Origin of the sequence: Granulicatella sp. 20925_1_45 (assembly GCF_041433555.1) — a bacterium.
Taxonomy (GTDB): Bacteria; Bacillota; Bacilli; order Lactobacillales; family Aerococcaceae; genus Granulicatella.
In genome coordinates, this window is sequence record NZ_JAPWBR010000004.1 from 21486 (window position 1) to 41364 (window position 19879).

The 19879-nt window shown below is 40.6% G+C and carries 25 protein-coding genes; 4 read left to right on the forward strand and 21 right to left on the reverse strand.

Going from position 1 to position 19879, the window contains the following annotated elements; translation table 11 throughout:
* Positions 1 to 41 precede the first annotated feature (41 nt).
* From O3798_RS02300 to O3798_RS02315, 4 genes are all read right to left on the reverse strand, one after another.
* Positions 42 to 935, reverse strand: coding sequence for a DUF4300 family protein (locus tag O3798_RS02300; protein ID WP_371462964.1), 894 nt, complete (start codon positions 933 to 935; stop codon positions 42 to 44).
* A gap of 56 nt (positions 936 to 991) precedes the next feature.
* Positions 992 to 1261, reverse strand: coding sequence for a hypothetical protein (locus tag O3798_RS02305; protein ID WP_371462966.1), 270 nt, complete (start codon positions 1259 to 1261; stop codon positions 992 to 994).
* Positions 1262 to 1419: 158 nt separating this feature from the next.
* Positions 1420 to 2754 carry an Nramp family divalent metal transporter gene (locus tag O3798_RS02310; RefSeq protein WP_371462968.1) on the reverse strand — a complete coding sequence of 445 codons (1335 nt, stop codon included), beginning with the start codon at positions 2752 to 2754 and terminating at the stop codon, positions 1420 to 1422.
* A 149-nt stretch (positions 2755 to 2903) separates the two neighbouring features.
* Positions 2904 to 3311 (reverse strand): hypothetical protein, encoded by a 408-nt coding sequence (locus tag O3798_RS02315; protein ID WP_371462970.1) that lies wholly within the window; start codon positions 3309 to 3311, stop codon positions 2904 to 2906.
* A 187-nt stretch (positions 3312 to 3498) separates the two neighbouring features.
* Here O3798_RS02315 and O3798_RS02320 point away from each other — a divergent pair, with 187 nt between their 5' ends.
* Genes O3798_RS02320 through O3798_RS02330 form a run of 3 tightly spaced genes read left to right on the forward strand, consistent with a single transcriptional unit; the run spans position 3499 to position 5882 of the window.
* A complete protein-coding gene (locus tag O3798_RS02320) occupies positions 3499 to 4539 on the forward strand; it encodes a glycosyltransferase (RefSeq protein WP_371463104.1) in 1041 nt (346 codons plus the stop codon).
* Positions 4529 to 5509: a phosphodiester glycosidase family protein gene (locus O3798_RS02325; protein ID WP_371462972.1), complete on the forward strand. Its 981-nt coding sequence runs from the start codon at positions 4529 to 4531 to the stop codon at positions 5507 to 5509. Before O3798_RS02320 ends, O3798_RS02325 begins: the two co-directional genes overlap by 11 nt.
* A complete protein-coding gene (locus tag O3798_RS02330) occupies positions 5490 to 5882 on the forward strand; it encodes a hypothetical protein (RefSeq protein ID WP_048783366.1) in 393 nt (130 codons plus the stop codon). The genes O3798_RS02325 and O3798_RS02330 overlap by 20 nt, the downstream gene beginning before the upstream one ends.
* 53 nt (positions 5883 to 5935) lie before the next feature.
* Here the strand turns inward: O3798_RS02330 and O3798_RS02335 are convergent, their stop codons facing one another.
* The 16 genes from O3798_RS02335 to O3798_RS02410 form a co-directional block, all read right to left on the reverse strand.
* Positions 5936 to 6382, reverse strand: coding sequence for an NUDIX hydrolase (locus O3798_RS02335; RefSeq protein WP_065427023.1), 447 nt, complete (start codon positions 6380 to 6382; stop codon positions 5936 to 5938).
* A 243-nt stretch (positions 6383 to 6625) separates the two neighbouring features.
* A complete protein-coding gene (locus tag O3798_RS02340; protein WP_371462974.1) occupies positions 6626 to 7150 on the reverse strand; it encodes a cysteine hydrolase family protein in 525 nt (174 codons plus the stop codon).
* A 108-nt stretch (positions 7151 to 7258) separates the two neighbouring features.
* Positions 7259 to 7699: a GNAT family N-acetyltransferase gene (locus O3798_RS02345; protein ID WP_371462976.1), complete on the reverse strand. Its 441-nt coding sequence runs from the start codon at positions 7697 to 7699 to the stop codon at positions 7259 to 7261.
* 18 nt (positions 7700 to 7717) lie between these two features.
* Positions 7718 to 8293, reverse strand: a complete 576-nt coding sequence (locus O3798_RS02350; protein ID WP_371462978.1) for a hypothetical protein — start codon at positions 8291 to 8293, stop codon at positions 7718 to 7720.
* Between the two features lie 170 nt (positions 8294 to 8463).
* Positions 8464 to 9129, reverse strand: coding sequence for an SAP domain-containing protein (locus O3798_RS02355; RefSeq protein ID WP_371462980.1), 666 nt, complete (start codon positions 9127 to 9129; stop codon positions 8464 to 8466).
* A gap of 36 nt (positions 9130 to 9165) precedes the next feature.
* Positions 9166 to 9981 (reverse strand): ADP-ribosylglycohydrolase family protein, encoded by an 816-nt coding sequence (locus O3798_RS02360; protein WP_371462982.1) that lies wholly within the window; start codon positions 9979 to 9981, stop codon positions 9166 to 9168.
* Positions 9982 to 10032: 51 nt separating this feature from the next.
* Positions 10033 to 10521, reverse strand: a complete 489-nt coding sequence (locus tag O3798_RS02365) for a GNAT family N-acetyltransferase (protein ID WP_371462984.1) — start codon at positions 10519 to 10521, stop codon at positions 10033 to 10035.
* 21 nt (positions 10522 to 10542) lie between these two features.
* The gene (locus O3798_RS02370; protein ID WP_371462986.1) at positions 10543 to 10857 is read right to left on the reverse strand and encodes a TfoX/Sxy family protein; all 315 of its coding nucleotides are present in this window, start codon (positions 10855 to 10857) and stop codon (positions 10543 to 10545) included.
* 212 nt (positions 10858 to 11069) lie between these two features.
* Positions 11070 to 11597 (reverse strand): RDD family protein, encoded by a 528-nt coding sequence (locus tag O3798_RS02375; RefSeq protein ID WP_371463106.1) that lies wholly within the window; start codon positions 11595 to 11597, stop codon positions 11070 to 11072.
* A 132-nt stretch (positions 11598 to 11729) separates the two neighbouring features.
* The gene (locus O3798_RS02380; protein ID WP_371462988.1) at positions 11730 to 12110 is read right to left on the reverse strand and encodes a VOC family protein; all 381 of its coding nucleotides are present in this window, start codon (positions 12108 to 12110) and stop codon (positions 11730 to 11732) included.
* Positions 12111 to 12290: 180 nt separating this feature from the next.
* A complete protein-coding gene (locus O3798_RS02385; protein ID WP_371462990.1) occupies positions 12291 to 13112 on the reverse strand; it encodes an alpha/beta fold hydrolase in 822 nt (273 codons plus the stop codon).
* 252 nt (positions 13113 to 13364) lie between these two features.
* Positions 13365 to 14732: a 23S rRNA (uracil(1939)-C(5))-methyltransferase RlmD gene (gene rlmD / locus O3798_RS02390; protein ID WP_371462992.1), complete on the reverse strand. Its 1368-nt coding sequence runs from the start codon at positions 14730 to 14732 to the stop codon at positions 13365 to 13367.
* Positions 14733 to 14829: 97 nt separating this feature from the next.
* Positions 14830 to 15120 (reverse strand): helix-turn-helix domain-containing protein, encoded by a 291-nt coding sequence (locus O3798_RS02395; RefSeq protein ID WP_285252722.1) that lies wholly within the window; start codon positions 15118 to 15120, stop codon positions 14830 to 14832.
* Positions 15062 to 15334: a hypothetical protein gene (locus O3798_RS02400; protein WP_371462994.1), complete on the reverse strand. Its 273-nt coding sequence runs from the start codon at positions 15332 to 15334 to the stop codon at positions 15062 to 15064. The genes O3798_RS02395 and O3798_RS02400 overlap by 59 nt, the downstream gene beginning before the upstream one ends.
* 348 nt (positions 15335 to 15682) lie before the next feature.
* Positions 15683 to 16384, reverse strand: a complete 702-nt coding sequence (locus O3798_RS02405; protein ID WP_371462996.1) for an ABC transporter permease — start codon at positions 16382 to 16384, stop codon at positions 15683 to 15685.
* Positions 16377 to 17213: an ABC transporter ATP-binding protein gene (locus O3798_RS02410; RefSeq protein ID WP_371462998.1), complete on the reverse strand. Its 837-nt coding sequence runs from the start codon at positions 17211 to 17213 to the stop codon at positions 16377 to 16379. Before O3798_RS02410 ends, O3798_RS02405 begins: the two co-directional genes overlap by 8 nt.
* A 233-nt stretch (positions 17214 to 17446) precedes the next feature.
* Here O3798_RS02410 and O3798_RS02415 point away from each other — a divergent pair, with 233 nt between their 5' ends.
* Positions 17447 to 18001, forward strand: a complete 555-nt coding sequence (locus O3798_RS02415; protein WP_371462999.1) for a GNAT family N-acetyltransferase — start codon at positions 17447 to 17449, stop codon at positions 17999 to 18001.
* Between the two features lie 521 nt (positions 18002 to 18522).
* On the opposite strand, the gene brnQ is transcribed toward O3798_RS02415, so the two are convergent.
* Positions 18523 to 19866, reverse strand: coding sequence for a branched-chain amino acid transport system II carrier protein (gene brnQ / locus O3798_RS02420; RefSeq protein ID WP_371463001.1), 1344 nt, complete (start codon positions 19864 to 19866; stop codon positions 18523 to 18525).
* Positions 19867 to 19879: the final 13 nt, after the last annotated feature.

The window sequence follows — 19879 nt, forward strand, 5'->3', positions numbered from 1 at the left end:
ATATTCCTGTCTGGATTCAAGAACAACTCAGGCGATGTTTCCTACGATTTCTCCACATATTTCGCATTGTCCATAATAAATGGCTTGGCTAAGCCTTCTCCGGTATAGTCTTGATATTTCGTTTCAAGATACTTGTAGACATCTTCTTTTGTCTTGAATTTAATTGCTTGGTATGGCTCCTCGAAGGTGAGTTTTTCGACAAATAAGAACCCATCACCCGTTGGCACTAAGACTCCCACGTGGCCAATAAAGAGCGATTCCCCGTCCAAATTATCGTGAATCACGACTGAGAGCATGCGCGCATTCTCGTCAAAAGTAAATTGCGATAGGAACTGTTCCATCTTCTTCGCATGCGTCTTCACATCTGTCGTGGCTTCCGTTTCCACACGCGAGAACAAACGATTCAAGTCTTCTTTTTCATCCGCACTAAAGAGATGTCCCTTATCAATCGCATCATTATCGATAAATAAGAGCTCACTATCCGCAGCAATCTTCGGAATCGTAATCTTATTCTTCAACAACGCATACGTATTGATGCGGCAGTTCGTTCCGACAAAATCGCCGTGTTTTGCAGTCCAAAGCGAACTGATTTTCTCAACGTCATACTCCGTTTTTGTAAACGACGCAAAATCCCCTTGCAAGCCCGTTTCGCCGACAGTCTCATTGTAGTCATTCACGAACTCAAAGAACTTCTCCACACTTTCTTTATCTAAATATGCGGACAACAACGCCTTCACTTCCTCCACACTTGAAGGATTGCTGATATTGGTATAGGTCGCAACCCATTGCGGCGCTTCCTGCGATTGTGCCGCTACTGTTGTCGTCTCTGGAGCTGCCTGTGTTGTCGTTTCTTTTTGCGTCTTAGCGCAACCTGCTAAGCCAATCAGTACGGCTGCACAAAGTCCTAATTTTACTGTTTTCGAAATACTCTTCATTCTTTTCTCCCTCTCACTGTCGTTTTCTACGATTACCAAGCGATTCATCCTCAACTTTAAGTTCTCCACGGCATTTGTGGATGTTCCCTCCAAGCCTCTTTCCCAAGAGGTAAGTCTTTGATTTCCCCGATAGATGCATCGAGCTCATAGGCTTGTTTCAAGGTCACTAACATCAAGCCCTCAATAGTATGCTCCTCGTTGCATAAAAACTGCCACATGCCATCGTCCTCGTCATGACTTACATATAAAATCGGCTGTTCTCCTCTTGCAATATGCTTGCACAGGATTGTTGCCGTATTTGGATCTTCACGAAATGGAAAACTCATAACCATCCTCCTCATTCTACTCGTATCGACGAACCGTTGAATGCGGTTCCATCCTTCACTTATAATCTATCCTATTCTCTAGAAAAATACAATAAAACCTTTGTGAAATTTAGGAAAACTATACAAAAAAACGAGCACCCGAAGATGCCCGTTTCGTTTTAGAATAAATCAAAAATTAACTTGAAGTTTAAAATCGTTAGGATTACAGCTACCGCGTATCCAAGGAAGGTATTCCATTTAGCGTTGGTAAATTCGCCCATGAGTGAGTTCTTCGACGTGAAGTAAATCAATGGGAAGATGGAGAATGGTAACGCCACTGATAAGAATACTTGTGAGTAAACCAAGAGTTGGTCCAATGTTTTTTCTTGCGAACCGAATAACATCGCTACGACAATCACCGGTAGTAAGGCGAATAAACGAGTCACCAGACGAATCACCCATTGTGGTAGTTTCATATGTAAGAAACCTTCCATCACGATTTGTCCTGTCAATGTTCCTGTGATTGTTGAGTTTTGTCCACTTGCTAAGAGCGCCACTGCAAAGAGTGTCGATAATGTCGAACTTGCGACCGCACCGGCAATCTTCGAATCTTGCAATGCATTGTACATTTGCGAGAAGGCAGAGATTTCAGAGGCGTGTCCGAAGAATAACGCTGCTCCTAAGATTAATAGAAGTGAGTTCACGACGAACGCTAAGCTCAATTGGATGTTTGAGTCCCATGTCATGAAACGAACGGCTTTACGCACGTTGTCTGGGTCTGTGTAGTCCACTTTTCTCGTTTGTGAGAGTGACGAATGTAAGTATAAGTTATGCGGCATTACCGTTGCCCCGACAATCCCTAGCGCCAATGTTAAAATGCTGTCGTGTCCAGGAGCTGTCTTATCAAACAATTGCGCCGTTGGTAAGAATCCAGTGAGAATTCCTGAGATACTTGGTTCGGCTAACGCTACTAAATACACGAAAATCAATAGAATCGTTAAGATCAACGTTGATACAATCGCTTCGATTTTCTTAAATCCGAGCTTCATAATTCCAAGAAGCAAGAATACGTCCAGAACCGTGATGAAGATGGCTCCCATGATTGGAATCCCGAACAAGAGGTTCAAGGCGATGGCTGATCCAAGCACTTCCGCTAAGTCTGTCGCCATCAGTGCTAATTCGACGATGACCCACAAAATGTGACGAAGCCATTTTGGTGCGTGATGGGCTGTTGCTTGTGCTAAGTCCATACGCGTTACAATCCCAAGTTTTCCTGCCATTTGTTGCAACTGCATTGCGATTAATGACGAAATAAGGATTACGAAGAGCAATGTATATTTGTACGAAGCCCCTCCGACCACGCTGGTTATCCAGTTACCTGGGTCCATGTACCCTACTGCTACAAGCGCTCCTGGTCCTAAGAAAGCTTTTAAGTTTTGCCAGAAATTATTATTCTTCGGCGTCTCAATCGATTGGTTTACTTCTGAAAGTGATACTTTTTTATGAGTAGACATTCTGTTCTCCCCTTTCTGTTGTAAATAATTTTCATTTTGTGTAAATTCTATGAAAACAAGTCATATCCATATAAAAAACAGTACCTATTATAGCACTCACGCACTCATCGTGCAATGTGAGATGTTACTATAGGTACTGCTTTTTCAAATTAGTTTAGGGAAACCTTAATCGGATACCGCTTCACAGCTTGAGGCAACTGCTCTAGCAGCGCATCATTGGTTTTGCTCTTTCCCATGAAGAACATGGTCGTGGTTCCATCCTTTTGTTCGATGATGACGAAATAACGAGCACCTCCACCTTTTCGACCACGCATGAAATCAAACGAAATCCGGCGAATAGATGATAGAGGAATACGACGCTTTTTGAAACAGAACGCCACATGAATGTAAAATGTTCCATTTGCGATATGAAAAGCTGCCATGAACGGACCTCCGCTCTGTTTTGCGGCTGTCCATCGGCGAATGAAAATGACAAGCACACATGTCGCAATAAACACAGAACTCACTAGGAATACCAGCGGAATCCCAAATCTCGCTCCACTTTCTATTGTTGCCATTGTCGTACCTCCTTTTTCATTTTTTCTATCGATACATTTTATTCCATTTTTTATTTCTTCTTTACTATCTTACCGAGCTTTTTTATTTTTTTCCACCTCTTTTAAGTAAGTTTTAAGTTCATGGTGCAAAGTATAGTTATCCAAACGGAAAGGAGAAGCTCCCCAAACCAGGCGAGCGGTGACAAACATGAAAATAATCGTCATTATTCCAGCATATGAACCAGAGGAAAAATTAATTCCTTTAACGCAACAACTAATCGCCAAAGACTTAGAAGTAGTCGTTGTCGATGATGGCAGTGGGGAGAAATATCTTCCTATCTTCAACCAACTCACAGGAGCGACCGTTTTAACGCATCCTGAAAACAAAGGTAAAGGTGAAGGCTTAAAAACAGCTTATCGCTACATTAAAGAAACTTACGCAGACGAGGAAGTGGCCATCGTAACGGCGGACTCAGACGGACAACATAGTCCAGAAGACATCGTGCGTATCGCCACCAGGGCATCTCTTGAGAAAGACAGCCTCGTACTTGGCGTTCGTAACTTCGACGGAACCCACGTCCCACTTCGAAGCCGTGTCGGAAATAAAATCACCTTGAAAATTTTCGAGCTTACAAGCGGCACGAAAATTAGTGATACACAAACCGGTCTTCGTGGATTCTCAAGCACGCATTTAGAGAAAATACTTGAAATTTCAGGATCACGTTTCGAATACGAAATGAACGTGTTGATGGTTTGGGCAAAAGAAAAACGCCCATTCTGTGAACTAGAAATTCAAACCATTTACGAGAACAAAAATGAGGGTTCACACTTTAATCCTCTTCGCGATTCATTCAGAATCTACAAAGAGATTTTCCAATTCGCCCTATCATCAATTCTCTCTTTTTTTCTAAACTACACCCTCTACGCCTTCCAGATTTTTATCGGCGTACCTCTCGTGACCGCTAACGTGGTCGCAAGGGTGATTAGCGCAGGATTCAACTTCTTCGTGAATAAGAAGTTCGTCTTTGCCAGCGACAAACCATTTCTAAAAGAACTCGGCGGCTATATTTTACTCGCCAGCTTCTCATTAACGCTGAACACATTAATTTTAATGGTCCTCAGCTACGGATTCGGCATCGGACCACTCGTTGGTAAAATCATTACCGAAATCGGGATGTTCTTCTTTAACTGGTTTGTACAGAAGAAAGTCATTTTTGGACAAGAGAAAGGTGTGCATTATGTCAAATAACAAAAAAGGAAAATCACTCAGAAAAATATTAACGACCGCTTATACAGCAGTCCTCATTGGGGCTTCGGGAATGGTCGTGGCCGATACGCTCTTCATCTCAAAGAGCCTGGCAAAGTTCAGTAACGAAACGGCAGCGGCAACGAATACGGCCACAGGAACGAGCGCAAGCGGCACGGGAACGTCAGGAAACTCAAATAATTCAAGTAGCTCTAGTAGCACTGGCACTTCTACAACACCAACCGTGAGCACGGCTACGGCCTACGAAGACGATACGAAATCCATCACGATTGACACGTACGAGCGAAATAAGACGCAAATCCACGTCGCAACGGTGAAAATCAAAGGCAACGCGTCGATTAAGACCGCCTTGGCCGACGAAACATACGGTCGAAACGTAACCGCGAAGACATCAACGACCGCTAAAAGCGTAAACGCAGTCCTTGCGATTAACGGAGACTACTACGGCGCTAGAGATGCTGGATACGTCGTTCGTAACGGACAACTGTTACGAAGTGAGAGTCAGAATGCTAGACAAGAAGATTTAGTCATCTACAAAGACGGAAGCTTCGGCATCATCAAAGAAGGCGACATCACGGCCCAACAGTTAGTCGACAACGGCGCAATGCAAGTCTTGTCATTTGGCCCAGCGTTGATTGAAAACGGACAAATAGCCGTTGACAGTTCAGACGAAGTTGGGAAAGCCATGGCGAGCAATCCGCGTACAGCCATCGGAATCATCGACGATAGCACTTATGTATTCGTGGTGTCAGACGGACGTACGAGCGAAAGTAAAGGATTATCGTTGAAACAATTAGCTGATTTTATGAAAGAATTGAACGTCACAACCGCTTATAACTTAGACGGTGGCGGATCATCAACCATGTATTTTAACGGACAAATCATTAACAAACCGACAACATACGGTCGAAACATCGAAGAAAGAGAGGTGAGTGACATTGTCTATTTATAAAAAGAAAACAGGACTGACATTCTACACAGTCGCAACGGTGGTAACACTCGTCGTCGGAACGGTGTATGAATTCTTCAGCCACCAAGTCTACTCCCCATTCATGTACTTGCTCTTTATGATTCCACTCGTGCTTGGAGTCATGCCAAATCTCGTAGCAAAAATGACCGGGAAAACCTTCCTGGAGTCAGAAGACGCACAAGCAGCCTACAAGATGGGTGTCCTCACCTTCATCTTCGGTAGCTTCCTCAAGGGAGTCTTCGACATCTACGGAACAAGCTCAGTTTACCCAACCCTCTACTTACCAGTCGGTGCGGTACTATTAGTTGCAGCGCTAGGATTAGAGCTGTACTACAAGAAGGCAGTTGCTAAATAAAAAAAGGCCGGAGCCCTTCGATGGGCTCCGGCTTAGTTAGTTTGGAAAATAATCTATTCTAACCCTATTTCAATCTGTTTTATTCCAGATTTCCAAAGAGGTAATTCTTTTATTAAGTATTGAGGTCGTATATCATACTCTCTTAATCGTTGAAGGTCTATCCATTCACACTCATATTTTCCCTCATCCAACGTATGAGACGGCACCTCCCCTAGAAGAGTCACTTTATAATGAAATTCAATCATATGATGGAGTTCTCCTTTATAATCAAATCGATTTTCAACAACGAACATCAACTCTTCAACTTCACAGTCTACACCTAGTTCCTCTTTCACTTCTCTGGCTACAGCTTTACGGCTTGCTTCGCCCACTAATATCGCCCCGCCAACTAAGTGATTTTGGTCTTCTACTTTATAAGTGAGCAACTTGCCATCCCTCACTACAATCGCCGTTACTCTAACGCCATATCTATACGTATCTCCTTTTACTCGAAAATCCATGGTAATCACTTCTTTCTGAAAAATGAATACAACCATTATAACACATTTCTTTTTGCTTTTGACTTCCTTGTGAAATAAGAAGTTTCTCAACATCTCTTAAAATTGTTCTATATCCTATTCGAAACAGCAACACTTTTTCAGGTTGTTTTCCCTTAAATCACATCCGTTTTTAAGGGATAATTTGCTTAATTACACAAAGAAGCAAGCAAATTTTACTTTGCCTGCTTCTATCAAATTCAACTGTTACCCTCTCTCTTTGAACTCATCGAAGTATAGGACCTCGACTTGCCCAGACCAATCCAAGACGCAGCCAACGAAGTCAACAAGGTCTAGCCCTGGCATTTCATAAGTGTCGCCGTCATTGACGCTTCCCGTTGCATCTTCAATATAAGTCACCTTATAGCCTCTGTCTGAAGCGATAATAGCAGAAAATAAGCAACAATATTCCGCGTTCAGTCCCGTAATCACCACTTCATCTACCGGATGGTTCGCAAGAATCGCCTTCAACTCTTCGCTCTGGAAAATATTTGGCGAGTCTTTTTCTACGATAAAATCCGCATCCGCAGAAAGCTCTTCGTCAAGCTCTCCTCGTTCATCACCATTGTAAATAATACTCTCTTCATTCTCATCAATATGACGCGTATGAATAATGAGGTCCCCGCTCGCTTTAAACATCTCTTGTAACTTCAAAATATTCTCTTTAAGCAGGTCAAAATTCCCTCTAGCTAACATTCCTTTTTGACAATCTAAAACAATTAATGCTTTCACTAATCGTACTCCTTTATATGTTTTTTATGAGTTTATTTTCAATTTGCTGTTCTTTGATATACAAAATACGGACCAGTATTTAAATATATAAAATGATCTACAACTACCCTAAATCAACTTATATTCATACCACTCTTCATCTACCTTCTGAAATCCCAAAGCCAAAAACATTCTTTGACTTTGAGTATTAAAAGGATATATTTGTGCAGAGGCCTTTACCATTTTTTGTTCTTTCGCCAGCTGTATCATTTCAGAAATACATCGTCTTCCAATCTGTAAATTCTGATACTCTTTGCTGATAACTATAGAAAGTTCCGAGTTATCTTGGAGTGTCACATCTCCAACTAACACTCCTTCATATTGGATATAATAGCAAGAACCATGTGAAGTTAGGTAATCATACATTTTATGAAGTTTTGTTAGATCGTAAATCTGATCAGTATTATCTACTTGTTTGCATATCTCACTATCTTGATACCAAAGAAGGGAGATGTCATCATTTCTATAATAAGGAATAAGCGTTATCTGATCGTCTACTATTCTATTCAACTTTATTTTTCCTTCTTTCTATTTAGACGCTTCTTCCGATTCTTCAATATTCTCCACAAACCCTTCAACATCTTCAATCTCTACAAACAGCGGGTCTAAGTGACATAAGAAGTGCCAATCTTCGGCGCCTTTCTTTCTGTAGAGAATTGCTTCGCCATCTTCACTTCCAAAATAGCTTCTATCGACTTCATACCCTTTACTTTCTAAGAAAGCTTTTGCCTTGCGGAAGTTTATCTCTCTGGCTTCGATATAGGCTTTATCTTCATCGTTATTCACAACATAAGCATCGACTTTTGTAGCTCCTTCGACCACTTTATCGTTTTTAACAGATAGATTCGAAATTTCTTTCCAAATAATCTCGACATTTTCTTCAGGATCAAACGAAAACCTAGAAAAAGGAACAATATTTCCGTTGAAGACAATTTCCATATAATCCGGCAAGTGTTTAGGATTCACATACTCCACTTCAAACCCATCTTCGTTTTCTAGAGTATACCCCGGGATTTGAGATACAAAGGCTTTCCCTTCTTCTAAAGAATCAAACGCGACTAAATCTTTTTGATAATCACCTTGATACAATTCCAATATAACCATCGATAACCCTCCTAAGCTTTTTCTTTCTAAACATTATATTGCTACCGTCAATAGGAATGAAACAAGCGCTCACGATGTACATCCAGTAGTCCTGCATGCAATCTATAATCCTCTTAAAAGTACACAGAAGCTTTCGCAACAACGTATCAGACAGAAGAAAGAGAAGTTGCTCATTTACGATATGCCTCTATTTTGCTTTTATATTCATTTAGAAGCTGCTTGGAATAAACTTTTTCATTCTTTGAATCTCGAACTTCCTTCCAAAGGATAGATGCAACAGTTAACTTGTTAGCATACTGATGGCTACATTCATCCGTACAAAAGTCTTTTAAAAATTGATTCCACTGACAAGCCGAATGATCATACTTGGCATAATCTGACTCTCCATAATAAATTTTAATCATATCTTGAATCGTAAATTGTAGATCATTATCCCTTTTTACTTTTCGCCAAGCAGTTGCCATATCCGCATTAAATTTAAACGGACTAACCCCAGTTACTGCTGAAAAATAATCTCTAAACTTCTGATTAAAAGAAAACCCACAGTTCAGGAGTGGAGTCTCTAAAGTGATTACTTCGGATTGAGTTTTACGGCTTTTCCTCAAAGATTTCTCTATTTTATTTCCCTGAAAATACTGTTCAATTATAAAAGTCAATTCTTTCTTCGTACCTCTGTACTCTAAACCAAGAGACTTACAAATTTGGGAAATTTCCTCTCGATACCAATAGTATTGGTTAAATTCTTCAAATGATTTGATTTCTTTAAAACTAGGTCTATTATCCGCCAAACCATCCCCTCCATCCTTCAAATCTACGACGGTAACGTCAATCCGCATGTCCGTCAACGTGTGGACATACACCTATATATACGGTTATTTGATTACTACGAATTCTTCCCATCGTCTGACCACCTCTTTCAAAGGCTCATCGAGATAGCTATAGGCCTTATCTTGAATCCACTCAGGAATTCCATAAGCTGCCTCGGCGATACTTCCTGTGATTGCAGCAAGAGTGTCGCTGTCTCCACCAAGAGAAATCGCATTTCGAATTGCATCTTCAAAATCTGTACTTTCTAGAAACGCAACGATTGCCTGAGGAACGGTATCCTGACACGTTTCATTGAAACGGTACGTAGGACGAATTTCATCCAGCGTTTTAGAAAGGTCATATCCATACTCTTTCTCGATACGTTCCTTGATGCGTCTTTTAACCTCCGCAGGGTTATTACTACCGAAGAAGTAACGGCACATAAAGATTGCATCAGCCGTTGCCATTGCGCCTTTAACCCCTTCTGGATGGTTATGCGTCACCTCTGAAGAAAGTTGCGCCAGACGTTTCCCCTCGGACGGCAACTCGTCTGTTGTGGCCTCCATCACCCAAGCACACGGAGAAACGCGCATCGCAGAACCATTCCCAAAACTATTGTAAGGCTCACGGTTGTCGGTCATAAGCCACTGGTTAAACCTGGCACCGTAATCCGCATTTGGATACATTCGGCCATACTTCTTCATGGCATCAATGAAGTCATCCTTCTGACCGCCATTCATGATTGCTTCCGCCACAGCACAGGTCATCACCGTATCATCTGTGAAAAAGCAGTCATCCCTAAACAACGGAAAATCCTTCGTTTTAATATTGTTCCATTCATAAACTGAACCAACAATATCTCCCACAATTGCTCCTAACATATATATACCCTCCTTATAAAATATCCATTAAAAATATAGTTTACTTATGAATCAGTTTTTGCGAAGTTCCATATAAATTGAGGTTTTCTCCTCACCCTCCGAAACCAGGTACTCCGGAAAGTCTTTCTGCTGAAAGCCAAGTTTCTCATACAACGCGATTGCTTTCATGTTTTCTGGATTCGGATCGACCCATACAATCTCTGCACCGTTTAGGAACGCTTCTTTGATTGCATGGGAGAGCCCGGCCGTTGCAATTCCACATCCCCGTGCAAATCCAAACAATTTTATGTCCAGAGCGGCGCTTCGATGCTCTGCGTCGATTTCATAGAACGATTCTCCGCAGTATTTCCCGTCTTCGAAAATTGAATAGTGGTTTAAAGTCGGTCTGTTCGATTTAATCCACCGAAACCAATTTTGCATCCCTTCATCTGTTTGATGTAAGCCGTCCGGAAAACCGACGAACTTCATGACATCCCCATCAGCCCAAAGCTGTTGAACACATTTGATATCCTCAATCATTGTTTCTTTTATCTCAAGCATTTTAAGCCACCTCGAATTCGATTATTTCTTTGGTTTTGGTGCAGGTAACTCATCATACATTGAATTGAATAAGCCGGTTAAAAATTCTTTGTTGTCAACATCATCTACCAATAGCATTTCCTTTGCTCCATCATACGGCAACTCATATTTTGAATTTGGCATATATGCTATTGCAGATTTAACAGGCTTCACTAAAAACCTATCATCATAAATCCCACCAACAATTTTCCCACGATAATAAACAATATATTCGCCCATCATTGATCTATATGTTATTTCTTCCAACTCGGATAGTTGTTCTAAAATAAAATCTAAATACTCTTTACTTGAAGCCATAATCTTTACCTCCAAAATTTGCATTTGTCTACACATTTTAATACTTATATTAGATTAATATGTTGGGCATTCCGTTTGAACTAGCACGCAGCCAATCACACTTCCCCTTGCTCGTTTTCTTGGGTGTACATTGCATGCGCAGTCATCGGGAACATATCCACGGTTTGCACGTATTGTGATACGTATCCGCGTTTTCTAACTTCTAAGTTGAATCACTTATTGTCACCCTCTAGCTGAACCTGTGTATGAGCTAGCAAATCTCCTAGATGCCTTTTATCTTTTCTAAAAATTGCCATTGCCAGTAACAACAGTGCAAGTAAGGTTGCTAAAGACGAAAGGATAATGGATACTAGATCAAAATCACTATAGACTCCATGAATAGTTCCCATATGCCCTAATTGCCAAGGTAAAAATTTGATGAGATTTCTAATAAAGCTGGCCTGAATTGTTTTTTTCTGATAGACCAGACGAAGCCCTGCTTTTGATTTCCCAAAACTTCCATTTTTTGCATAATCCGAAAATGTGAAATAAAGCATGATTGGTAGAACACTGATAAAAAATGTAAGCGTCTGCGCCTGAAATTCTGTTTGCATTGGTACCCCATTAAAAACAATGTAGTAATAAGTTATAGCGCAAAGAAACAGAATACCCAAGTAAGTTATGATTAGAAGATAATCAAATAGGAGTTCAGTCATTCTTTTTTTTACCGAAATAGGATTAATTTCCAAAATCTCCATTATTTTTTTCCTCCTGTCTAAGAACGTACTAGTAGTGACATATCCTCAACATGAAACAAGTGAACCTGTCTATATGTGGAAACATAGCTATAAACTGAAATTTAACATCAATCATCATTACTGACAATTTTTAAGTTAATCCAAGCAAATTTCTACTTTAATCCTATCTGGATCTTCAAAATAGACTGCATAATGTTCAGTTCCACCAGCATTTGGATATCTATCATCATAAAGTAAAACTATATTTCTCTGAATAAGATACTTCCTAATTTGATCAATTTTATCCTTGGTTTGACAACGGAAAGCAAGGTGATTTAAGCCTATATTGCATCTATTGTATCCGTTATTAAGATACTTTTCTTTTGTCTGTACAAAAACAATATAAAATTCGTCCTTTTTATAGGAAAATCCATCTTTCCATTCTTGAAACAACTCAAAACCTAAAATGCTAAGTATCCAAGAATAAAATTCCTTGGTTTTATCTAAATTACTTACATAAATCTCAATATGATGCATTGTTTTTCCTCCATCTGGTGCTGGAAATATCAATATATTCAATTTTTACTTTGTTGATGTCTCAGCTCGTACAAGCAGTGATACCGCCTCAACATGCGCAGTCATGAAAAACATATCCACATACTTTTTAACAATAATATGAGGCTATCGTTAAAAAGGTTAATCTCGAGAAATTAGGATTTATTTGGCACACTTTTTCACAAATTTATGAATCAATTTATTTACAACATCTGGTCTATCTGTGTTGGAATTATGCCCAGCATTATCAATCCACTCAACAGGCTTTCCCGATATTTTCTCATATGATTTCAAATATCGGATACAAGAACCTGCTCGATCTTCTTTACCGCATATCAGCATATGTGGAGATTTTATTTCATAAGCCAGATTTTTTTCTACTGCTTTTGCTAAGATTTTATATCCATGTCCTACTAGATGAGAATATCTTTTCTGGTTTCCATCGTAAACCATCATCATATCTAACATTAATTTTCTTCCATATTCAGTTGTTGATACGCCTTTCGTACCCTGTCTCAAAAGTGTTTTCCATGGATAAAATCTATATATTGCTTCTACCCTTTTTAATAACCATAATTCTATTACGGTATAATACCTCCTTTGAAGAGGAGGTGAATCAATTGTAACAATACCATTTAGTTTTTCAGAATATAGTTCTGCATAAACCTGCCCTAGATAACCTCCCATTGATTGTCCAATTAAGATTGGTTGATCAATTCCTTCATTGATTAATATTTCATTCAGCCATTTTGCTTCATCAAACAAATCAAAATCAAGGTCAAAAGGATATGACGAAGCATGTCCAGGTGCGTCCCACACCAATACTCTGAACTTATCCTTAAAATATTCTATCTGTTTGTCAAACAGTCTATGATCAGCAGTAAGGCCAGGTAAAAATATAAGAGCGATTCTTGATTGTTTATTAATTTCATTTATCCAATAATGAATCACTCCTGATGAAGTTTCTAGTGTTTTTTCCAGCATTATTGTCCCCCCACAACACTAATTTGTCATTGTTTAAAATAAATCTCATCATATAATTCCATAAACTCTTGAGCGAACTTTGCGACAAGTTCATAATCAAGTCCAGTGGCTAAGGTTTCTTCATTATTATCAGCTTTTAATGCTCAATTATATGAGCCGTGCATTACATAGCCCATATCTATAATAAAAAACTATCCTGCATACGGTTATATTCTCTACTTTTCCATCTCGAAATAACCACAACATCTACTTCTACTTCACTGATGCCCCAGCTCGCACAAGCAGTGATACTGCCTCAACATGCGCGGTCATCGGGAACATATCCACGGGTTGCACGTACTGCGCCTCGTATCCACGTTCCTTGAAGTGGACAAGGTCGCGAGCAAGTGTTGCTGGGTTACAGCTGACATATACGATACGTTCAGGTCCTGTTGCACATGCCGCTTCGATAAACGCAAGGTCGAGCCCTTTGCGCGGTGGATCCACCACAATCACATCTGGCTGGATGCCTTCTTCCTTCCAGCGTGGCATAATTTTCTCAGCCGCCCCCGTTTCAAAGTGCACATTCGTCACGCCATTCAGTTTCGCATTTTCTTTGGCCATCACAATCGCATCATCCACGATTTCCATGGCATAGACTTTCTTCGCATCGCGGGCAAAGGCCAAGCTCATCGTCCCGATACCGCAATACGCATCCACGACCGTCTCACCACCCTTCAAGTCCGCAGCGTCAATGGCCTGTTGATAGAGCACTTCGGTTTGCACAGTATTGACTTGGAAGAACGAACGCGCGCTAATCTTGAACGTGAATTCGAACAGTTTCTCTTCGTACACATCTTCCCCGAATAGCACCTTCGTCTCACGTCCCATGATGACGTTCGTTGGCTTCGGTTGGATGTTTTGCACGATAGACACCACTTCCGGATGCGCCGCTGTAATATCTCTTACAATTGCCTCTGCTTGTGGCAACACCTTTGTTCTCGTCACAAAAATAATCATCACTTGCTTCGTACGCAACCCGCGTCGAACGATAATATGCTTCAAGTCGCCAGTGTTGTTGGCCTCATCATACGCCACCACTGGATACTTTCTTAAAATATCACGTACGGCCACAATCAAGCGGTCAATTTCAGGGTCTTGAATATGGAAGTCTTCCATCGGAATCAAATCATGAGAGTTCTTCTTGAAGAAACCTGTCGTTAACTGTCCGTCTACCATACGCACTGGAATTTGCGCCTTGTTTCGGTAGCCCAGCGCACTCTCCATTCCAAGCGTTGGACGAACTTCTAATTCTGGCATTTTCGCAATTTTCGTCATCACATTTTTCACTTGTTGCTGCTTAAAGGCCAGCTGGCTCTCGTAGGTCATATGTTGCAACGGCATTGTCCCCACACGTGTACCGAGGGCGTCTTTCACCTCCACACGATTCGGGCTCACTTCCAGCCACTCCTCCACACGCGCGTAGCCATAGCTTTTTCCAATCTTCATCGTCTTCACGCGCACGACTTCTCCTGGAATACTATTTTCGATAAATAGCGGGAATCCATCGACCTTCCCAACGCCCAGTCCTTCATGCGTTAAATCCTCAATGGTTACTGTATAAAATTCGTTTTTCTTCATTTCTGTTCCTCCAGAGTTTATCACGTTTATTATACCGTCTTTTAGTGGAAATAAAAAGGCTACTCCAACAAGTATCAGAGTAACCAATTCCATTTGATTAATATCCAAACGGCTTGAGCTGAATATCCACCTCATATCCGTTTTTGTGTGCTAGTTCGATTAACGTCGATAGATTAGGCGTTCCTTCTCCACGCTCCAACCTAGCCAGTGCTGTACGTTTAAAACCTACTTTATTTGCATATTCCTCTCTGGATAAATTGCTTTCCATTCTAAGACGAATAATACGAAGTGCAGCCCTATGTCTCGCCAATTCTTTCGCTACATCCTCTTTAAAGTTCGGATAGCGCGAAGAAATAATCGAGAACTTCTCTGTTCTTAAGGAACTCACTGCCATTCACTCCTTCCGTAATATCTTCCACTTCAAACTTCAAATACATAATCCCTTCATCTTCGTCATAATCTCCCCATTTTTCAATCATCTCTGGAGTAACCCCTTCTTCTTCAATCAGTTGTAGAATCGCAGCCGTTTTTACCATTCTCCCATACGGCAATTCCATTAACTCTTCAAAGTTTTCCTCAGTAAATTCACGTTTATACCTCATAAACACACCTCCATTTTTCTTAAGTGTAACATTTTTGTTACGTAACAAAAATGTTACATCTTGCTTTTTTCTTATACTATTTTGCTCAAAAAATCCTCCAAAAAGCTACACTCTTTGGAGGAAACCTGATTAAATCAATATTTTCAATATTTTAAACTCGAAGTCCTAGTTGTCTATGGAGCCTTAACTCTCAAAGCACCATCGCCAGAATATACCTTACATAGTTTTGTAGTTGAACTCGTCATCGCAGAAATGGCGTGCGTTTCCCGAAACATCCGCACGACTCGCTTCGAGTCCTTTGCGTTGTTCCGGTCCAACGTTCCATTTCTGAACGCGATGCCTCGTATCCTAGTTCTTTGCTTTAGGTTTTAAGAAGAAGAAGTTTAAGACGAGTAGCACCACAATCCATACACCAGGGACGATGAAGTTTTGGGCTGTTAAGGCGAAATCGTTTTTGGTAAAGAAATCCACAAAGTTCCCCATGAATGTATAGTGTGTCACTTTTGATACCGCATCGCTCAACATTGAGAACATCGGTAAGAACGCAATCCCCATCATCGGAATCGCACCATTTACTTGCGCTTTTGCTTGCGTATCTGTCAAAGCACCCACTAATAAGTTGAGTAAAATCACACAGATAGCCACACTCGCAACGATTGCACCATATTCCATCCAACGACCTGAAAGATCCGCTTTAACAATCATTGGGAAACTTACAATCGTAATCAATGCTAAAACTACTGGGTAGAATAAGATTGAGATTAAGTATTCGACTGAGTGAATGCCGCTTAAGAAGAGAGTTTTCAAGTTTTTCTTTTCCTTTTCTTCAGCAAGCATAATTGTAATCATTGATCCGACTGATAAGCTAAGCGCCAGCGGAATCATCATGAATAGGATTTGTACGGCTGTTTGTGGGTTGCCGTCTTTGTTCATGAAATGGTTGTATGCCACAAGCATTCCGTATGGGAATACGATTTGGAATAGCATTGCTCCATTGCTTAAAATCATTTGTGTACGTAGCCAAATTAAGGCGCTAATTCTTTTAATCATTTAATTTCTCTCCTGTCAATTGAATAAAGATGTCTTCTAATGTTGGTTCCATTGAGTGAATGAGCTCCACTTGCGTCATGTCTTGGTCTTTTAAGTCTTCAAAAGCCCTCACTTGTGCGCTATGGTCAGTGAAGGTCACTTTCACTCGTTTTTCTTTGTTATATTTTTGAATAATATCTCGTGGTGTTCCGATTTCTACTAGATCTCCTTGGTTTAGTAGGGAAATGCGATCACACAACTCTGTGGCTTCGACCATGTCGTGTGTCGTTAGGAAAATTGTTGTGCCCGCTGCTTTTAGTTCTTCCAGCAATCGGTGAATTTTCTTAGAGGTCATTGGGTCTAGCCCACTCGTTGGTTCGTCTAGGAAGAGTAACTCTGGTCTGTTTAAAAGTGCTCTTGCGAGAAACATTCTCTGACGCATCCCTGTTGAAAGTTTTTCCGCGATTGTCTTCTTACTTTCGAGTAGTCCTACTTGTTCAAGCACTTCATCGACGCGGCTATTTGGTAATCCGTAAATCTTTGCGTAGACGATTAAGTTCTTCTCGAGACTTAATTTTTCGTAGTAGCCACTTGAATCTCCAACGAGACCGATATGTGCTAAGTCTTCTGGGGTAAGGTCTTTTGTATCTTTACCAAGAAGTTGTGTCGTTCCTTCGTCGGCTTTAAGTTGGCCAGTTAGGATATTGATGAGGGTTGTTTTCCCTGCTCCACTCGGTCCTAAGAACCCGAAGATTTCTCCTTTTTCGACGTTAAATTGAATTTGATTTAATGCTGTCTTGTTTCCAAAACGCTTTGTAATTTTTTCTACTGTAATCATGTTTGCCTCCATGTGTTGTTCTTGATGATTCTACTTTAACAAAAACAAAGGTCACTCAGTAGGCCCGTCCGTCACGACTCACCATGACAAAAGTCACGATAAAAGAAGACTCACATCCTAGGAAATTTTCCGTTCTTTTCAGACTATTTCGGAACCCTTTTCATTATTGTTGTAAACGCAATTCTTCCTCTTTACTTTCCTGATTTTTACTACTATAATGCAGGTAGAGAAAGGGGGTAGCGATTATGAACGTACCTACACTAGCATCACAACGTATCTCTCTAAGGCCCTTTCACGAAACTGACATGGAGATTGTAGTGGCTTTGCTAACGGACCCTCTAGCAACGTCTAATCTTCCATGGGTATCTGCAACGTCTCATTTAAATGCAGAGAACTTTTATACACACCTAATGGACAACGATCCGTACTTTTTTATCATTGAAATGAAGAATTACGACCTGCCAATTGGCTTTATGAAAGTCTCCACAGACCAAAGTCATCTAATGGATTTCGCGCTGCTCGAAGAATATTGGCATCGTGACATTTTAATTGAAGCCTTTCAATTATTACATCCGTACCTTGTTGAGCAGGGCATCTCAGAGCTCTATTTAAAAGTAGAAAGTACGCACACAGACTCTTGCGACTTTGCCAAACGGATTGGATTTTTATACGAGTACTCCTATGAGGTCAAAGACGGAAGCACGGTCCGACTCTACCACATGATTCTCATTCCTGAAATCGCTCGTTTCAATCCCGATATGTGGCAAACTCACTCTGAGCGCTTTATCGAAGCCCTTTAGCATGCAAAAACTCCGACTGGAATCCCAGCCGGAGTTTCTTTTTGTCTAATTTCTTGTTTCTTTTTTGAAGAGTTTGAAGCATTTCAAATAAATATAACCACAAATAAAAAAGATGATTACGAAGTATCTTACGGATTCTATAGGAAACCTTCACAGTGCGAAGGTTTCGAACGTAATTGCACTATCTGCATTTGCATAGGCAAAGAGACCTTGGCTCTTGCCATTACTATGCGCGATTTAATCCTGGGAGCCTTCTCCTCTTACCAACAAGTTCAACGCATTCCCACAAAATAAAAAGCATAAACAAAATAGATGATTACGAAGTATCCTAGGGGATTTTTATAGTAGCAGTAACGTGGCTAAGCATTAAAACGAATAAGAGGGCGTAGGATTTTTAATCCATACGCCCTCTTTGAGGCTTTAAAGGTGAGAGACTCGAAGAGGCTCGAACCGGTGCAACGTTACCGCTACTATGAAAATCCCCGTAGGGATACGCAGTAATCACCTAGTAAAGTTCCCTTTTATTTTGTTTGAAATGCTTCGAAGTCGAATGCTTCACCTTTGATCTTGTCAGGTAAGATGAGGGCGATTAAAATACCAACAATCGCCGGTCCCATCCATCCAAGCGACAACCCTTGTAACGGAAGAATTTCCAACGCTTTTGCTAATCCTTCTAATTTCAACGCAGAAGCTAAACTTGAAACTGTTGAAATAATCGTTGTCAACGCCACTGTTAGCTGCATCCCTCTCTTAGAGAATGCTACTTTCTTATTCACTAATACGAAGAACGCAATCACCACTGTAATTGGATATAAAATCATCAATACTGGAAGTGAGAAGGTGATAATCGTTTGAAGACCAAGTGTCGCTACACCAAATCCGATTAAGGTAAATACTGTCGCATACACTTTATAAGAGAAGCGAGGGAATGTTTCTTCGAAGAACTCCCCTACAGATACGATTAACCCTACCGTTGTTGTTAAGCAGGTAATGACTACCATCACCGCTAGGAAGGCTTGTCCGAATGTACCGAATAACTCGCGTGAAGCCATTGTTAATACGTATGACCCAACGTTTAAATCTGCATCTTTTGCTAAGGCACTTGCCACGTTGAAATGATTTCCAAGGAATGCTAGTCCGATATACAATACGCTGAATCCAATTGCTGTTACAACGCCAACGCTCATGATTGTTTTCTCGTACTCCTTCTTAGAGCTGAAATGGAACTCTTTTAACGTGTTCACGGCAACTACTGAGAAGGCTACTGCTGCCAAAGCATCTAGTGTGTTATATCCTTCGATAAAGCCATTCCCGAAAGCTTTCGCTGCTGTCAATTCTGTTTGCCCAGCTAATTCAGGAGTCATTTGTCCATACTTGAACGCTCCAACAACCACTAAGATTAAAATTAACCCTGCAAAAATCGGTGTTAAGATTTTTCCGATGCTTGATAATAGTGATGAACGGTTATACGCCAAGTAAAAGGCTACTGCAAAGTAAATCGCCGCGTAAATAATAAGTCCTGATTTTGAATCAGGTAGAAACGGTGCTACCCCGATATTATAGGATACCGTTGCTGTACGTGGAATCGCAAAGAATGGTCCAATTGCCAAATATAATGCAATTAAATATGCCAATGAGAAAATCGGATGAATCTTTTCGTCCAACTCTTTCTTAAACCCACCATTAATCACTGTTCCGATTAAAAGGGTTCCAATCGCAAGACCGACCCCAGAAACGATAAATCCGATAACTGCTGGCCAAAGTTGATCAGCTGATTGATATCCTAATGTTGGTGGGAAAATGAGGTTTCCTGCTCCAAAGAAAAATCCAAAGAGTAGTAACCCTGTTAATAAACCTTTTTTCATATAGTTAACTCCT

What these genes read in the sequence shown, in the direction of transcription:
- O3798_RS02300 (WP_371462964.1), bottom strand. Translation starts at nt 935, where the DNA reads ATGAAGAGTATTTCGAAAACAGTAAAATTAGGACTTTGTGCAGCCGTA.
- O3798_RS02305 (WP_371462966.1), bottom strand. Translation starts at nt 1,261, where the DNA reads ATGAGTTTTCCATTTCGTGAAGATCCAAATACGGCAACAATCCTGTGC.
- O3798_RS02310 (WP_371462968.1), bottom strand. Translation starts at nt 2,754, where the DNA reads ATGTCTACTCATAAAAAAGTATCACTTTCAGAAGTAAACCAATCGATT.
- O3798_RS02315 (WP_371462970.1), bottom strand. Translation starts at nt 3,311, where the DNA reads ATGGCAACAATAGAAAGTGGAGCGAGATTTGGGATTCCGCTGGTATTC.
- O3798_RS02320 (WP_371463104.1), top strand. Translation starts at nt 3,499, where the DNA reads ATGAAAATAATCGTCATTATTCCAGCATATGAACCAGAGGAAAAATTA.
- O3798_RS02325 (WP_371462972.1), top strand. Translation starts at nt 4,529, where the DNA reads ATGTCAAATAACAAAAAAGGAAAATCACTCAGAAAAATATTAACGACC.
- O3798_RS02335 (WP_065427023.1), bottom strand. Translation starts at nt 6,382, where the DNA reads ATGGATTTTCGAGTAAAAGGAGATACGTATAGATATGGCGTTAGAGTA.
- O3798_RS02350 (WP_371462978.1), bottom strand. Translation starts at nt 8,293, where the DNA reads ATGGTTATATTGGAATTGTATCAAGGTGATTATCAAAAAGATTTAGTC.
- O3798_RS02355 (WP_371462980.1), bottom strand. Translation starts at nt 9,129, where the DNA reads ATGCGGATTGACGTTACCGTCGTAGATTTGAAGGATGGAGGGGATGGT.
- O3798_RS02360 (WP_371462982.1), bottom strand. Translation starts at nt 9,981, where the DNA reads ATGTTAGGAGCAATTGTGGGAGATATTGTTGGTTCAGTTTATGAATGG.
- O3798_RS02365 (WP_371462984.1), bottom strand. Translation starts at nt 10,521, where the DNA reads ATGCTTGAGATAAAAGAAACAATGATTGAGGATATCAAATGTGTTCAA.
- O3798_RS02370 (WP_371462986.1), bottom strand. Translation starts at nt 10,857, where the DNA reads ATGGCTTCAAGTAAAGAGTATTTAGATTTTATTTTAGAACAACTATCC.
- O3798_RS02380 (WP_371462988.1), bottom strand. Translation starts at nt 12,110, where the DNA reads ATGCATCATATTGAGATTTATGTAAGTAATTTAGATAAAACCAAGGAA.
- O3798_RS02385 (WP_371462990.1), bottom strand. Translation starts at nt 13,112, where the DNA reads ATGCTGGAAAAAACACTAGAAACTTCATCAGGAGTGATTCATTATTGG.
- rlmD (WP_371462992.1), bottom strand. Translation starts at nt 14,732, where the DNA reads ATGAAGAAAAACGAATTTTATACAGTAACCATTGAGGATTTAACGCAT.
- O3798_RS02400 (WP_371462994.1), bottom strand. Translation starts at nt 15,334, where the DNA reads ATGAGGTATAAACGTGAATTTACTGAGGAAAACTTTGAAGAGTTAATG.
- O3798_RS02405 (WP_371462996.1), bottom strand. Translation starts at nt 16,384, where the DNA reads ATGATTAAAAGAATTAGCGCCTTAATTTGGCTACGTACACAAATGATT.
- O3798_RS02410 (WP_371462998.1), bottom strand. Translation starts at nt 17,213, where the DNA reads ATGGAGGCAAACATGATTACAGTAGAAAAAATTACAAAGCGTTTTGGA.
- O3798_RS02415 (WP_371462999.1), top strand. Translation starts at nt 17,447, where the DNA reads ATGAACGTACCTACACTAGCATCACAACGTATCTCTCTAAGGCCCTTT.
- brnQ (WP_371463001.1), bottom strand. Translation starts at nt 19,866, where the DNA reads ATGAAAAAAGGTTTATTAACAGGGTTACTACTCTTTGGATTTTTCTTT.